The following is a 14,483-nucleotide window of genomic DNA, read 5'->3' as shown; positions in this document are numbered from 1 at the left end:
GTAAGCAGTCTAGGTCCCTGGGGCTGGGTGGGTGGGCAGCCGGGTGGCGGCACTCAGGGCGATTCCATCAAGAATATCGTGTTCGCTGGCCGTTGCGCCGTCCACGCGTCCAGCGGTCAGTTCGGACAGCCGCCGTGACACGGTGCGCCAGATCAGCGCGCCGGCGCCAATGACGTCCACCCGCCCGGTGTGCATATAGGGCAGCGCCGCACGCTGCTGCCGGGTCATCTCCAGCAAGGACGTGCAGGCAGCATCCAGTCGGTCGCCCTCCACACGTGCCCCGTGGATCGCCTCGGGACGGTACTGGTCCAGTTGCAGGGCGTGTGCGGTGATCGTGGTGACGGACCCGGCCACCCCTACCAACCGGTCAACGTCGGCCAGCGGCACGTCGTCCAGCACGCGAGCCAGATGCTGCTCGGCGTCGGCCACTGCTTCGGCAATTTCCGCCGCGGTGGGCGGGTCCGAGCGCAGGTGCCGTTCGGTGAAACGGACGCAGCCCATATCCGTGCTGAGCGCGGCCAGCACGCCGTCCGCGGTGCCCAGCACGAACTCCGTGCTGCCACCGCCGAGGTCCACCACCAGCACCTTCTCTCCCGGCGCCGGGGCCAGGACACTGGCGGCACCGGTGAATGACAGCTCGGCCTCTTCGCGGCCGCTGATCACTTCCGGTTCCACGCCGAGCCGGTCGCGGATGCCGTCCACAAAAACCTGCCGGTTGGCCGCATCGCGGGTGGCGGAGGTGGCAACGAAACGCAGGCTTTCGACCCCGTGGCTGCGCAGTTGCACGGCGTATTCTTCGGCCGCCGCGAACGTCCGCTCGAGCGCTTCGGGAGCCAGCGCGCCGGTGGCGTCGACCCCCTGCCCCAGCCGCACGATTTTCATCTCCCGGACCACGTCGCTCAGCCCGCCGTCCTGCACCTCGGCAATCAGCAGGCGGATCGAGTTGGTTCCGCAATCGATGGCTCCGACGCGTGCCACTAGGACTCCACTCCCCCGGCTGCGCCGGGCGTTTGGGGATCGACGGCGTCGGCGCCGCCGGAGGATTCCTTGCCGCCGGACCGCCTGGCCTTCTTGGCAGCCAGCTCGTCGGCGGTTAGGCCTTGGGTCCGGGTATGGCGGCTCAGATCACGCGCGGGCGCGGCCCCGTCAACGTCCCAGGCGCCGGCGCAATAACAACGGTCCGCGGTCCACCATTCGGCGATGCCCTCTAGCGCTTCGTCGCCCAGCGGGTTGACGCCCGTACCCGCGGCCAGCGAATGGCCGACCAGGACGTGCAGGCACTTGACCCGGGTGGGCATTCCGCCGGCCGAGACGCCCGCGATCTCTGGCACCTCCCCGATGCCGGAGCGGCGGCCCACCTCGTTCCGAGCGGCCAGGTACTCCTCATGGGCGCGCCGGTAGGCTGCGGCCAGCTCGGGATCGCTCTCGAGCCGCGCTGTCATTTCCGTCATCACCCCCGCCGCCTCCAGCCGGGACACCGCGGAGGTGATGACCGGGTGGGTCAGGTAGTACGTGGTGGGGAACGGGATGCCGTTGCCCAGCCGCGGCGCCGTGGTGGCGACGAGCGGGTTTCCGCAGACGCATCTCGCGCCGATTTCCACTACATCGCGGACCGGCCTGCCGAGCTGACGGCTCAACGTGTCGAGGTCTTCGGGGGTGGGTGTGCGCTGAGCGGCGTTCATGGCTCAGTCCTTCCTGGTGCTGCGGTTTCGTTTGCAGCGTGGCGTGTGTTCCGGCTGCCGGGATGTTAGTCAGCGGCGGGCGCGTCCGTGGCGGCCCGGGTCATCGAATTCCACAATGCGTCGACCCACGGCAAGTCCTCCGGCGCGGTTGCGGATGCGTGTTCGTCCGACTCGCCCAGTCCTTCCGCGCCGGTGACCATGTACCGCTTCTCCCCCGGCATTACATAGAATATGCGATCCCGCGCCTGCTGTTTGATGTAGGCGGGGTCGTCCCAGCGGGCCAGCTCCTTGGTCAACTGCTGATGGGAGTCTTTCTTGGCGGCGATGTCCGCCTGCAGGGCGGCCAGTTCTGCCCGCTGCTCAATGAAAACCCGGACCGACGGAGCCAGCAGCACCGTGATGGACACCAAGACCACCGCCAGCGCCAGCAGCCGGCCGGAGAATGCTTTGGCAGGGACCGGGACGGCGTCGGCAGCCGCTTCCCGGGCCGGTTGCCGATGTTCCCGCTGCGCGGGCGTGTCAGGCTGCCTGATCCCCTCGGACAGCTGCCGGCGCTCGGCGGCGCGGGCTTCCGACGGCGCCGGCCTGGGCTTGGCCGGTGGTTTCGGCTTCCGGCGGTGGCCCGCCTCGGGTGTGCTCGCGTGGCCGGCCTCGGTCCGGGCCGCGGCCGGCGGCGCCGGGCGGCCGAAGTCGGCCCGGATGACCTTCCCGGTGTCCGGTTCCTGGCGGTCGGTGTCCTTGTCATCCCCCTGGCCGCTGCCCTGCGCGGGCCCGCCGCCGGCCGGACGGCCGGGCCGCGGCATGTTGGGGCGTCGGGTGGACATTGAGGCTCCTCACCATGGTTGTCTCGCGGGGCCGGCGTCGGCTGACGGCCGAGCCCCGCTTAAGACATTACCGAGGGTTGGGCCGAACTACGCCGTGAAACGCGGGAAAGCGCTGCGACCCGCGTAGCGTGCCGCGTCGTCGAGCTCTTCCTCGATTCGCAGCAGCTGGTTGTACTTCGCCACACGCTCCGAACGGGCCGGGGCGCCGGTCTTGATCTGGCCGGCATTGGTGGCCACGGCGATGTCGGCGATGGTGGTGTCCTCGGTCTCGCCGGAGCGGTGCGAGGTGATGGTGGTGTAGCCATTGCGCTGGGCCAGGGCCACGGCCTCCAGGGTTTCGGTCAGCGACCCGATCTGGTTGACCTTGACCAGCAGCGAGTTGGCGGTCTTCGCGTCGATGCCCTGCTGCAGTCGCTCCGGGTTGGTGACGAACAGGTCGTCGCCCACCAGCTGCACCTTGTCGCCGAGCTCGGCCGTCAACGTTGCCCAGCCGTCCCAGTCGGATTCGTCCAGCGGATCCTCGATGGACACCAGCGGGAAGTCCGCCACCAGCTGGCCGTAGTAGGCACTCATTTCCGCTGCCGTCAGGGACTTGCCCTCGAACTGGTAGGCGCCGTCGCGGTAGAACTCGGAGGACGCCACGTCCAGGGCCAGCGCAATGTCCTTGCCCGGTGTGTAGCCGGCCCGGGTGATCGCCTCGGTGATCAGGTCCAGGGCCGCCCGGTTGCTGGGCAGGTTCGGGGCGAATCCGCCCTCGTCGCCCAGCCCGGTGGAGAGGCCTTTCTCCTTCAGCACGGCCTTGAGGCTGTGGTAGACCTCCACACCCCAGCGCAGGCCCTCGGAGAACGTAGCGGCGCCCAGCGGCACCACCATGAATTCCTGGATGTCCACGTCAGAGTCGGCGTGCGAACCGCCATTGAGGATGTTCATCAGCGGCACCGGCAGCACGTGGGCGTTCGGTCCGCCCAGGTACTTGTACAGCGGGAGGTTGGCGGATTCGGCGGCTGCCGATGCCACGGCCAGCGAGACGCCCAGGATCGAGTTGGCGCCCAGATCGGATTTGTTGGACGTGCCGTCCAGGTCCAGCATGGTCTGGTCGATCAGCCGCTGGTCGGTGGCGTCGAGGCCCACCAGTGCCGGCTGGATGGTGTCCAGCACCGCGCCGACGGCTTGGCTGACGCCCTTGCCCAGGTAGCGGCCCTTCTCGCCATCGCGGCGTTCGACGGCCTCGAAAGCACCGGTGGAGGCGCCAGACGGAACTGCAGCGCGGCCCATCGAGCCGTCGGACAGCAGCACCTCAACTTCAACGGTGGGGTTGCCGCGGGAATCTAGGATTTCGCGCGCGTGGATGGCATCGATCAGCGCCATGGGGTAGCTCCTGTTCGTTGGAACGAAAGATGGAATGTCTGCAGGCCCGGCACCGGCCGGCCGCAAGGTCCGGCTTAAGACTAATCGAGATCACGCCGTGGAGTTTTCTTCCGTTACGCGCTGCTGGAATCGCCGGACCGCGGAACGGAGCGCCTGCTCCGGGTCCACGCCGGCTTCTGCGGCGCGGTGGACGACGGCGAACAGCGCCTCGCCGACCTCGGCTTCCGTCAGGCCCTGCCCGCCTCCGGGCGGCCAACTGCCGTGCTGCGCCGCGGCGCCGCGGCCGTCGCCGCCGGGCTCAGCCCGTTCCACGGAGCCGGCCCGGCGCGCCCGGTCGAGGGATTTCGCCGCCAGGGTCAGCGCTGGCAGCGATGTCGGAACGCCGTCGAACGGCGTGGTCCGCTCCGGCTTCTCCGCCGCCTTCACCGCGTCATAACTGGACACGATCTCGGCGACGGAGTCCGGAAACGTCTCCTGCAGGGACCCGTCCGGCCGGAACACGTGCCGGTTCCGCCGGATGAGTTTAGTGGTCAGCGCGGCGGCCACGGCGTCGAAATCGAAGTGCCCGCGCTCTTCCTGCAACCGCGCATGCAGCAGGACATGGAAGAGCACGTCGGCCAGCTCGCCCCTGAGCTCTGCCACATCGGCTTGACCGGTGTGCCCCGTTTCGATCGCCTCGGCCAGCTCGTGTGCCTCCTCGACCAGGTACTCGACCAGGGATTCGTGGGTCAGCGCGGCCGTCCACAAGCAGTGTTCGCGCAACTGCGCCACGACCTCGAGCAGCCGGGGAACGGCCCACCCCTGGCCGGGCTCCGCCGTCGTGCTTTCGCGCCGTCCCGGTGCTGGCGGCCGACCGCCCTGCGGCATGGTCCCGTTAGTCCAGCTGGCTGCGGAAGCCCTCGCCGATGTACTCGACGAGCGCCTCACGCTCTTCCAGCGGCAGGAAGGCGGCTTCCGCCGCGTTGAGCGTGATCTCCAGCAGGTCGTCCAGATCGTAGTCGAAGGTTTCCACCAGCAACTCGTACTCGTCCGAGAGCGTGACGCCGCTCATCAGCCGGTTGTCCGTGTTGATCGTGACCTTGAACCCGGTCTGGTAGAGCAGGTCGAACGGATGGGCTTCAATGCCTTCGCCGAACACGGCGATGGCGCCAGTCTGCAGGTTGGACGACGGGCTGCACTCCAACGGGATGCCGCGGTCGCGGACCCACGCGGCAACCCGGCCCAGGGTGACCATACCGACTTCTTCGCCGTCTTCCTCGTCCGGGCCGAAGTCCACCTGGATGTCCTCGGCGATCCGTACCCCGTGGCCAAGCCGCAGTGCACGGCCGCTGACCAGCGCATCGGCGATGCTGTCCACACCGGCCGCCTCGCCGGCGTGCACGGTGACCGGGAACTGGTGCTCGGCCAGGTAGGTGAATGCGTCCTTGAAGCGGGAGGCCGGGAAACCGTCCTCGGCGCCGGCAATGTCGAATCCGACGGCGCCCCGGTCCCGGTGCCGGATGGCAAGTTCGGCGATCTCCTGGGAGCGGTCGGCGTGCCGCATTGCGGTGATCAGCTGGCCCACCTGGATGGGCCGGCCGCTGGCCTCGACGGCGTCGACACCCGCTTCAAGCCCGGCCTGGACGGCTTCGACGGCTTCGTCCAGGGTCAGGCCCTTGGCCAGGTGCTGCTCCGGCGCCCAGCGGACCTCTCCGTAGACCACGCCGTCGTCGGCCAGGTCTTCGACGAATTCCTGTGCCACGCGGAACAGGCCTTCCTTGGTCTGCATCACGGCGACGGTGTGATCGAAGGTTTCCAGGTAGCGGACCAGCGAGCCGGAGTCCGCCGATTCCCGGAACCACTCGCCCAGTGCCACCGGGTCGGTGGAGGGCAGCTCGTGGCCCACGGCGGCTGCCAGCTCGATGATGGTGGCGGGGCGCAGGCCGCCGTCCAGATGGTCGTGCAGTGATACCTTCGGCAGGCTGCGGATGTCGATGTCCATATCGGCTGCGGTGTCTTCGGAGTAATCAGGCTCAGTCACACGCACCACCTTACGCGAGCACGCCGCCTGCCTGAACCGGATCGGCTTCCGCCGGCCGGCTCAACCGGCCATTGCCTCCATCGGATGGTGTCTCAATCGTCCAATGCGGCCGTGGAGCGGTTGCGCGAGGGCACGGCGACGGGCGCATAGGGCTCGAAGCGCACCGTGCGCGAACCGGATTCCGGCGGTTGGTCGCCGGGATGGCGCCGTCCCTGCATTGGGGCGCCGGAACTCCCGGCTGCGCCGCGATCGTATGCGGCCTGCCGGCCGGCTCCCGCCGGCTCCGCACTGCTGTGCGCGGCCGTGGCTGCCGCACGCAGCCGAGCGGCCCGGCGGCCGGCAAGCTTGATGCCATGGTCCAGCGCCAGGCCCAGCAACAGTGCCAGCACGATGGCCAGGCCCGCGGCCAGCAAGGTGTGGTCATGGAACCACTGTCCCGCCAACGCCCCAATGCCCACCGAGTACAAGGCCCATGAGAAGCCGGCCACCACCGAGAACAGGACGAACTTGCGGTGCTGGTAGCCGGTGGCTCCGGCGGTCATGTTGACCGCGACGCGACCCACCGGAATGTAACGCGCGCCAAGGATCAGCAGGGCGCCGCGCCGGTCCAGTTCCCGGCGGGCCCAGGCGAAGGCGGCGGCCACGCGTGGCCGCTGCATCCAGCGGAAGCGGTCAGCGCCGATGCTGCGGCCAATCAGATAGGCGATGTTGTCGCCGGCAATGGCGCCCACCGCTGCGACCACAACGACCAGCCAGATGTTGGGCGCTCCGGCGGATACGGCGATGGCAGCCAGCGCGACGACGACCGATTCGCTCGGAACGGGCGGAAAGATGCCATCGATAAGGCAGAGAGCCAAGAGTAGTGGGTAGATCCACCATTGTGCTGCCGCGTCGATGATGAAGACGCTGAGCGCGTCCATAAAAGTCTGCACGAGGTGTTCCTGTCCGCTGGATGTCTAAGTCCAACGATGCCATGCCGCATTTGGTGCCGCTATCGGGTAAATCCCTGACCGGGCCCCCAACGGTCAATGCCGCAGACCCTGCAGTGCGCCGGAGCTTCCCCAGAGCTCCGGCCGCAGACATCATCGTAGCCGGGTGCTGGTGGGCCGGGAAGAGGTTTATCCAGCGAATCTATAAACGGCCATCCCCAGTTGTTTTCAGCTGGGGGCGCTTCAACGCCTGTCCTGGTCCTGCCGGCGCGAGGCTGCCGGCGTCAGGGTATTCCCCGAACCGGCAGCCGACGAGGTGCCGCGGTCAGGAAATCCGGTCAATGATCAGCCGGCGGTCCGGCCGGCTTCCCTCCGGGGCAATGACGACGGCGTCGCGCAACGCCTCCTTGGCCCGGTCGAACCTCTCGGGGGTGTCGGTCAGCAGCGTCATGAGCGGTTCGCCGGCCCGGACCATGGCGCCGGGCTTGGCATGCAGCCGCACTCCGGCACCGGCCTGCACGGCGTCCTCCTTGCGGGCGCGTCCGGCTCCCAGCCGCCAGGCCGCCACCCCCACGGACAGGGCGTCCAACTGGACCAGCACGCCGTCTGCCGGTGCGTAGACAACCTCGGATTCCCGGGCCACCGGCAAGGCGGCGTCGGGGTCACCGCCCTGAGCGCGGATCATCGACTTCCAGACGTCCATGGCACGGCCGTCCCGCAGTGCTGCCGCCGGGTCGGCGTCGGCCACGCCGGCCGCCTGCAGCATTTCTTCGGCCAGCTTGACCGTCAACTCCACCACGTCCTCGGGGCCGCCACCGGCGAGCACTTCCACCGATTCTTCGACTTCAATGGCGTTGCCCGCGGTGAGCCCCAGCGGGGTGCTCATGTCCGTGAGCAGGGCCACTGTGTTCACGCCGGCGTCCTTACCCAGGACGACCATGGTTTCGGCCAGTTCGCGGGCGTTGCGCTCATCCTTCATGAAGGCGCCGCTGCCGACCTTCACATCCAGCACCAGCGCTCCGGTGCCTTCGGCGATCTTCTTGCTCATGATTGAGGAGGCAATCAGCGGGATCGCTTCCACCGTGCCGGTCACATCCCGCAGCGCGTAGAGCTTCTTGTCCGCGGGGGCAAGCCCGGAACCGGCCGCGCAGATCACCGCGCCGACGTCCGCCAGCTGCTTCATCATTTCGTCATTGGTCAGCAGCGCCCGCCAGCCCGGGATTGATTCGAGCTTGTCCAAGGTGCCGCCGGTGTGGCCGAGCCCGCGCCCGGACAGCTGCGGCACGGCGACGCCGAAAACCGCCACCAACGGGGCCAGCGGGAGGGTGATCTTGTCTCCCACTCCACCGGTCGAGTGTTTATCCGCTGTCGCCCTGCCGAGGGAGGCGAAGTCCATCCGCTCGCCGGAGGCGATCATCGCCGTCGTCCAGTGCGAGATTTCCTCCCGGTCCATGCCGTTGAGCAGGATGGCCATGTTCAGCGCGGACATTTGCTCGTCGGCGATGGCCCCGCGGGTGTAGGCGTCGATGGTCCAGGCGATCTGCTCCGGGCTCAGCGTTCCCTTGTCGCGCTTGGTCCGGATGATGTCCACTGCGTCGAAAGTTTCGGTCATACCCTGTTCCTCACTTGATCCGTTCCGGCTTATCAGGCCAGGTGCTGCGGGCCGAAGGCGTCCGGCAGCACGTCGTCCATGGTCTTGACTCCGGCCGGCGTCATCAGCAGCATGCCCGGCGCCCGAAACTCGTACAACAACTGCCGGCACCGCCCGCATGGCATCAGCGCCTTGCCGTCCCGGTCCACGCAACTGAAGGCCGCCAGTTTCCCGCCGCCTGTCATGTTCAGCTGGCTGACCAGCGAACATTCAGCGCACAAGGTCAGCCCATAGGACGCGTTCTCCACGTTGCAGCCGGAAACAATCCGCCCGTCGTCGGTCAGTGCGGCCGCGCCGACGGGAAACCCTGAATACGGCACGTAGGCCCGCCGCATGGCGTCCGCCGCGGCGCGCTGGAGCGCGTCCCAGTCCACCCGCCGGTCCGTCGTCGGTTCCATCCCCTACCCCTTGATGTACGGCACGCCGCTGGCGGCCGGCGGCCGGGCACGGCCCACCAGCCCGGCGACCGCGAAGATCGTCACCACGTACGGCAGCATGGCCAGGAACTGGTTCGGCACGGTGGAGCCGAGGGCACTGAGCACGTACTGCAGGTTTGTGGCAAACCCGAACAGCAGGGCGGCGAAGAAGGCTCCGAGCGGATTCCAGCGGCCGAAGATCAGCGCTGCCAGGGCAATGTAGCCCTGCCCCGCCGTCATGTCCCGGCCGAAACTGGACACGAGGACCAGGGTGAAGAAGGCGCCGCCGAAACCGGCGACGACGCCGGCCAGCAGGACGTTCGTGAACCGCATCCGGTTGACTTTCACCCCCAGCGTGTCCGCGGCCTTCGGGTGCTCGCCGACCGCGCGGGTCCGAAGGCCCCATTTGGTGTGGAACAGGCCAACGTAGATGACGGCCAGGGCGATATACATCAAGTAGCCGACCACCGACTGCTCAAACAGAATGGGGCCGATGACCGGAATGTCGGACAGCACCGGGATGCTGATGATCGGCAGGCGCGGCGGCGAGTTCCATCTGGCCGGATCCGAGGAAAGGACGGTGGAGAACAGGAATCCGGTCAGGCCTGACACCAGCACATTGAGCACCACGCCGACAATCACCTGGTTGACGATGTACTTGATGCTGAACAGCGCCAGCACCGCCGACACCAGGACGCCGCCGATGGCCGCTGCAGCCAGGCCAACGAAGGCGTTGCCGGAGAGCGATCCGGCAACCGCGGCAGAGAACGCACCGAAGAGCAGCTGCCCTTCGATGGCGATGTTGACCACGCCGGATCGTTCGCACAGCACGCCGGAAAGGGACCCGAAGATCAGCGGCACGGCCAACGTGAAGGAACCGGCCAGCAGCCCGTAGAGGGCGACGTTCGGCGTGCGGGCGCTGCCCACCACCCAGGTCAGGAAAGCGACAATGAAGAGGACGGCAAAAACGGCCACCAGCCAGCCGGGCACCTTGCGGCCGGACCGGACCAGCTGGAACGACCAGACGGCGGCGGCGAGCATCAGGATGGCGGTGACCCAGCCGGTGACAACTGCCGACAGGACGATGTCCGGCAGCACCAGGGCGTCGTTGGTAGCCGAGAGCCGGAAGGTGACGGAGTTGTCCGGTGCGCCGACGGCGAAGACCACGAGTGCCAGGACGGAAAGCACGGCCAGGATGACCGGGGTCTTCCAGTTCCGCACGATGTCAGTGGGGGCTGCGCCCTGTTGCGGTTCGGTGGCAGTAGCCGTGCTCATGCTGCACCTCCGGTGCTTGCGGTCTTGCGGGGTTTCGCCGTCAACCGGCCCGGCTCAGGCAGGCGGAAGATTGCCCGGACCAGCGGCGGAGCGGCGATGAACAGGACAATCAGCGACTGGACCACCAGCACAATGTCGATCGCGGTGCCGGTGTTGGTCTGCATGGTGACGCCCCCGGCACGGAAGGCACCGAACAGCACGCCGGCCGCAAACGTCCCCCACGGCGTCGAGCGCCCCAATAGTGCGACGGTGATGGCATCGAAGCCGAAGCTGGCCGCCACACCGGCAGTCAACACCTGTTCGGTGCCCGCCACCTGGGCGGTGCCGGCCAGTCCGGCCAGCGCGCCGGCGAGCACCATGACCACCACGTAGCCCTTGGTAACGCTGATGCCCGCCGTCCGGGCGGCATGCGGGTTGGAGCCCACGGCGCGCAACTCGAAGCCGATCGTCGAGCGGTTGAGCAGCCACCAGGCAAAGAACGTAGCGATGATGGCCACGATGAAGCCCCAGTGCAGCCGGAAGGCGTCGCCAAAGAGCGGCGGATACATCGCAGTCTCGTCCAGCTGGGGGCTGATTGGGTTGGTGGAACCCGGGCGCTGGAAGGCCGGAATGGTCAGCAGGTACAGCACCAAGTTGATGGCCACATAGTTGAGCATGATCGACACGATCACCTCATGGGCGCCGGTCTTGGCCTTCAACAAGCCGACCAGACCGCCCCAGAGTGCGCCGCCCACAATGCCGGCCACGATGACCAGCAGCAGATGCAGGCCCACTGGCAGGTGCCAGCTGAAACCGACCCAAGCGGCCAGGGTGGCGCCGATGATGATCTGGCCTTGGGCGCCGATGTTGAACAGCCCGGCGCGGAAGGCCAACGCCACGCCCAGGCCGGCGCAGATCAGCGGGGCGGCCACGGTCAGCGTCTGGGTCAGCGGGTAGATCATCCGGGTGAAGGTCGCCCCGTCGGAATTGAAGACCGACCCTTGGAAGAGGGCAATGTAGGCCCCCGATGCAGCCGTCCAGGCCGCACCCAGCATGTCCTGCGGCTTGGCAAAGAAGTAGCTGGAGGTCCTGGCCACTTCTTCATTGGTCAGCGCGATCAGGATGCCGCCTGCGACCAACGCCAGCACGACGGCGAGGACCGACACCAGGGCGTTGCCCGTGACGATCCGCTGCATCACGCTTTGCTGCTCGCGCAGCTGCGGGTGCAGGCTCTCCTCTGTCGCCGGAACCGCGGGCGGCGGCTGCGTGCCATCGCCGAGTTCGGCGGCCGCTAGGAGCCGCTGCTCCTCGCCGTCGACCGCTGACTTGCTACCATGTTCAGGCCGCTTTCTGGTCTGCTTGCCGGGCTCATCCGCGCTCATTCTTCGCCTCCTTCGACATCCGTCTGCTGTGCTTCGGCCTGCGCCTGCTGTGCTTGGGCTTCTTCTGCATTCATCCCGGCCATCATCAGGCCCAGTTCGCCGCGCGAAGTGCCTGCCGGGACGATTCCCATCAGCCGTCCCTGGTAGAGCACGGCGATTCTGTCGGCCAACTCCAGCACTTCGTCCAACTCGGTGGACACGATCAGGACCGGCGTGCCGACGTCGCGCTCGGCGACGATCCGCTTGTGCAGGAATTCAATCGATCCCACGTCGACGCCACGGGTAGGCTGCGAGGCGATGAAGAGCTTCAAGGGCCTGGACAGCTCCCGTGCCATCACCACCTTCTGCTGGTTTCCGCCGGACAGTGTGCCCGCTGCGGCTTCCGCCGACTGCGTGCGGACATCAAACTCCGCGATGTATTGTTCGGCGTTTTGGGCAATCAAGCCCGGCTTCATGGCCAGGCCGCGAGCAAAGGGCGGCCGGTCATAACGGTTGAGGATGAGGTTTTCCGCCACGGAGAAGGTACCAACCAGGCCTTCGACGCTGCGGTCTTCCGGTACAAAGCCGACCCCAGCTCCGATGATGTCCTTGACCCGTTTGCCAACGAGCTCGCGGCCCTCCAGCCGGATGGAGCCCGACACATGGTCTTGCAGACCCAGGATGGCCTCGGTCAGTTCGGTTTGCCCGTTGCCCTGCACACCGGCCACCGCCATGATCTCGCCCCGGGCAATGCCAAAGCTGATGCCGTCCACCATGCGCTGGCCGGTGGGCGAGAGCACTGTGAGGTCGGAGACCGTGAACGTTTCTTCCCCAGGCTGCGCCGCTTCTTTGTTCAGGGTGAGGCTGACCGCCCGGCCCACCATCATCTCCGCCAATTCCGTGGTGGATGCCGACGCCGGGGCGTCGCCGACCACCTTGCCGCGGCGGATCACCGTGATGATGTCGGAAACGGCTTTGACCTCGCGCAGCTTGTGCGAGATGAAGACGATCGCTTTGCCGTCGGCCTTGAGCTGGCCCATGATGCCGAGCAGTTCGTCGGTTTCCTTGGGCGTGAGGACAGCGGTCGGCTCATCCAGGATCAGCACTTCGGCGTCACGGAGCAAGGCCTTGATGATTTCCACCCGCTGCTGCACGCCGACGGGCAGGTCCTCGATCACTGCATCCGGGTCCACTTGGAATCCGTATTGGTCCGAAATCTCCCGGATCCGGGCCCGCGTGTCGTCAAGGTTCAGCATGCCGCCGGCTTTGGTGGCCTCGTTGCCCAGCGCCACGTTCTCCGCGACGGTGAAGACCGGGACCAGCATAAAGTGCTGGTGCACCATGCCGATGCCGGCCGCCATGGCATCGCCGGGGCCGTTGAAAATCACCGGCTTGTCATCCACTAGGATCTGGCCCTCGGTCGGCTCGTAGAGCCCGTAGAGGACGTTCATCAGCGTCGACTTCCCGGCCCCGTTTTCACCGAGCAGGCTGTGCACCTGGCCCGGCTGGACCACAAGGTCAATGTGATCGTTGGCGACTAGGGAACCGAACCGTTTGGTGATTCCTTTGAGCTCGAGCTTCAAACCCCAACCCACCTGTTCTTTGTCCGTAGGTACGACGGTCCTCATCCGGCATGGTTTCGAGCGCTGGCCGCCCTTAAGCTGTGCCTAGCCTAAACCGATTCGGCCGCTGACAGCACGAACCGCCGCTCTCGGCACCGATGTCCGGCACCGAGAACGGCGGTCCGCTTCACGCTTACTGCTGCGGGCTGGCCTTCGATTCGACCTTGATCTCGCCGGAGATGATCGATTCCTTGATGGTGTCCAGTTCCGACTTGGTCTCGTCGGAAACGGCAGCATCGAGATCGTGGAACGGAGCAAGTGCCACGCCGCCGTTTTCCAGGGTCCCGACATAGGGGGTGCTGTCGAAGTTGCCCTCGGTGTCGGTCTTGATGACGTCTTCGACGGCGTTGCCCATCAACTTCATCACGGAGGTGAGGATGAATTCCTCTGCCTTGCCAGCGGTCTCGTAGCCGTCCGAGTCGACCCAGACCACCTTGGCGTCCTTGCCGTCCGCGTTGGCCTCGATCACGCCGTCCAGGGTGCCCAAGCCAACCGGCCCGGCCACCGGCATGATGATGTCGGCGCCTTCGTTGATGAAGTTCAGGGTATTGGTCTTGCCCTTGCCCTGATCCTCGAAGTTGCCCACGAAGGTGCCGTTCTGGGACTTCTTGTCCCAGCCCAGCAGTTCGACGTTGGCGTCCTTCTGCTTGTTGTAGTAGTCGACGCCGTCGGCGAATCCGTCCATGAAGATGGTGACGGTGGGGATGTTCATTCCGCCGTAGGTGGCCACCTTGCCGGTCTCGCTGGTTGCCGCCGCAGCGTAGCCCGCCAGGAAGGCCGCCTGTGCCGTGTCGTAGATGATCGGCTTGACGTTATCGGTGAACTCCGGATCGCTGTAGTCAACGATCGCGAAGTTGGTGTCGGGGTTGTCTGCCGCTGCTTCCTTGGTCACGTCGCCGAGCAGGAAGCCGACGGTGAGGATGAGGTTACAGTCGGCCTGCACCATGGCGTCCACGTTCGGGCCGAAATCAGTCTCGGCCTGGGATTCCGCCTCGCTGATTTTGATGCCCAGGTCCTTCTCGGCCATCTTCAGGCCTTCATAGCTGGACTGGTTGAACGAACGGTCGTCGAATCCACCGGAGTCGGAGACGATGCAGCCCCGGTAGTCGGTGGCTTGCGCTGCCGGGCTGCCGCTGCCGCCCTCTTCGGCCGGCGGGGCACCGCAACCGCTCAGGACCAGTGCGGACGCGCCGAGCACTGCGGCGGAGAGGCCGGTGCCGCGCTTGATGTTGCGCAGTGAAGTCTTCAATTATCCTCCATAAAAGAAAGTCTGCCCACGCCGCAGTTCAATGGTCGCTTCACAAGAAGTGCGGCGCATGCCTTGTACTCCGCGTGGCACAACACCTGGCCTGCAGG

Annotated in this window: 13 protein-coding genes; all 13 read right to left on the bottom strand. The window is 66.9% G+C overall.

What is annotated here, in order from left to right; translation table 11 throughout:
* Positions 1 to 9: 9 nt before the first annotated feature.
* Positions 10 to 978 carry a Ppx/GppA phosphatase family protein gene (locus ACWF5H_RS10395; protein ID WP_452036662.1) on the bottom strand — a complete coding sequence of 323 codons (969 nt, stop codon included), beginning with the start codon at positions 976 to 978 and terminating at the stop codon, positions 10 to 12.
* On the bottom strand, positions 978 to 1,682 hold the full coding sequence (locus ACWF5H_RS10390; RefSeq protein ID WP_452036660.1) for a DUF501 domain-containing protein: 705 nt from the start codon (positions 1,680 to 1,682) through the stop codon (positions 978 to 980). The genes ACWF5H_RS10395 and ACWF5H_RS10390 overlap by 1 nt, the downstream gene beginning before the upstream one ends.
* Before the next feature lie 65 nt (positions 1,683 to 1,747).
* Complete coding sequence (locus tag ACWF5H_RS10385) at positions 1,748 to 2,506, bottom strand: FtsB family cell division protein (RefSeq protein WP_452036659.1); 759 nt, start codon at positions 2,504 to 2,506, stop codon at positions 1,748 to 1,750.
* 87 nt (positions 2,507 to 2,593) lie between these two features.
* A complete protein-coding gene (gene eno, locus ACWF5H_RS10380) occupies positions 2,594 to 3,874 on the bottom strand; it encodes a phosphopyruvate hydratase (protein WP_364646871.1) in 1,281 nt (426 codons plus the stop codon).
* A gap of 90 nt (positions 3,875 to 3,964) precedes the next feature.
* Positions 3,965 to 4,741, bottom strand: coding sequence for a MazG nucleotide pyrophosphohydrolase domain-containing protein (locus ACWF5H_RS10375; RefSeq protein ID WP_452036658.1), 777 nt, complete (start codon positions 4,739 to 4,741; stop codon positions 3,965 to 3,967).
* Positions 4,742 to 4,748: 7 nt separating this feature from the next.
* Entirely contained in the window at positions 4,749 to 5,855 is a 1,107-nt protein-coding gene (locus tag ACWF5H_RS10370) for an adenosine deaminase (RefSeq protein ID WP_364647053.1), read from the bottom strand.
* Between the two features lie 131 nt (positions 5,856 to 5,986).
* The gene (locus ACWF5H_RS10365) at positions 5,987 to 6,826 is read right to left on the bottom strand and encodes a DedA family protein (RefSeq protein ID WP_452036657.1); all 840 of its coding nucleotides are present in this window, start codon (positions 6,824 to 6,826) and stop codon (positions 5,987 to 5,989) included.
* A gap of 322 nt (positions 6,827 to 7,148) precedes the next feature.
* Positions 7,149 to 8,435 carry a thymidine phosphorylase gene (locus ACWF5H_RS10360; protein ID WP_452036656.1) on the bottom strand — a complete coding sequence of 429 codons (1,287 nt, stop codon included), beginning with the start codon at positions 8,433 to 8,435 and terminating at the stop codon, positions 7,149 to 7,151.
* Positions 8,436 to 8,467: 32 nt separating this feature from the next.
* On the bottom strand, positions 8,468 to 8,872 hold the full coding sequence (locus tag ACWF5H_RS10355; RefSeq protein ID WP_452036654.1) for a cytidine deaminase: 405 nt from the start codon (positions 8,870 to 8,872) through the stop codon (positions 8,468 to 8,470).
* Positions 8,873 to 8,875: 3 nt separating this feature from the next.
* Positions 8,876 to 10,165 carry an ABC transporter permease gene (locus tag ACWF5H_RS10350; RefSeq protein WP_452036652.1) on the bottom strand — a complete coding sequence of 430 codons (1,290 nt, stop codon included), beginning with the start codon at positions 10,163 to 10,165 and terminating at the stop codon, positions 8,876 to 8,878.
* Positions 10,162 to 11,526 carry an ABC transporter permease gene (locus tag ACWF5H_RS10345; protein WP_452036650.1) on the bottom strand — a complete coding sequence of 455 codons (1,365 nt, stop codon included), beginning with the start codon at positions 11,524 to 11,526 and terminating at the stop codon, positions 10,162 to 10,164. The genes ACWF5H_RS10350 and ACWF5H_RS10345 overlap by 4 nt, the downstream gene beginning before the upstream one ends.
* Positions 11,523 to 13,088: an ABC transporter ATP-binding protein gene (locus ACWF5H_RS10340; protein WP_452036737.1), complete on the bottom strand. Its 1,566-nt coding sequence runs from the start codon at positions 13,086 to 13,088 to the stop codon at positions 11,523 to 11,525. The genes ACWF5H_RS10345 and ACWF5H_RS10340 overlap by 4 nt, the downstream gene beginning before the upstream one ends.
* Positions 13,089 to 13,260: 172 nt before the next feature.
* Complete coding sequence (locus ACWF5H_RS10335; protein ID WP_452036648.1) at positions 13,261 to 14,376, bottom strand: BMP family lipoprotein; 1,116 nt, start codon at positions 14,374 to 14,376, stop codon at positions 13,261 to 13,263.
* Positions 14,377 to 14,483: the final 107 nt, after the last annotated feature.

The organism is Arthrobacter sp. NPDC055138 (assembly GCF_053607305.1).
Note: the sequence above shows the minus strand (reverse complement) of the source record. Positions and strands in the feature narration are given on the sequence as shown.

Excerpts from the sequence above, each read along its gene's own strand:
- ACWF5H_RS10390 (WP_452036660.1), bottom strand. The coding sequence starts at position 1,682 with ATGAACGCCGCTCAGCGCACACCCACCCCCGAAGACCTCGACACGTTG.
- ACWF5H_RS10385 (WP_452036659.1), bottom strand. The coding sequence starts at position 2,506 with ATGTCCACCCGACGCCCCAACATGCCGCGGCCCGGCCGTCCGGCCGGC.
- eno (WP_364646871.1), bottom strand. The coding sequence starts at position 3,874 with ATGGCGCTGATCGATGCCATCCACGCGCGCGAAATCCTAGATTCCCGC.
- ACWF5H_RS10375 (WP_452036658.1), bottom strand. The coding sequence starts at position 4,741 with ATGCCGCAGGGCGGTCGGCCGCCAGCACCGGGACGGCGCGAAAGCACG.
- ACWF5H_RS10370 (WP_364647053.1), bottom strand. The coding sequence starts at position 5,855 with ATGGACATCGACATCCGCAGCCTGCCGAAGGTATCACTGCACGACCAT.
- ACWF5H_RS10360 (WP_452036656.1), bottom strand. The coding sequence starts at position 8,435 with ATGACCGAAACTTTCGACGCAGTGGACATCATCCGGACCAAGCGCGAC.
- ACWF5H_RS10355 (WP_452036654.1), bottom strand. The coding sequence starts at position 8,872 with ATGGAACCGACGACGGACCGGCGGGTGGACTGGGACGCGCTCCAGCGC.
- ACWF5H_RS10350 (WP_452036652.1), bottom strand. The coding sequence starts at position 10,165 with ATGAGCACGGCTACTGCCACCGAACCGCAACAGGGCGCAGCCCCCACT.
- ACWF5H_RS10345 (WP_452036650.1), bottom strand. The coding sequence starts at position 11,526 with ATGAGCGCGGATGAGCCCGGCAAGCAGACCAGAAAGCGGCCTGAACAT.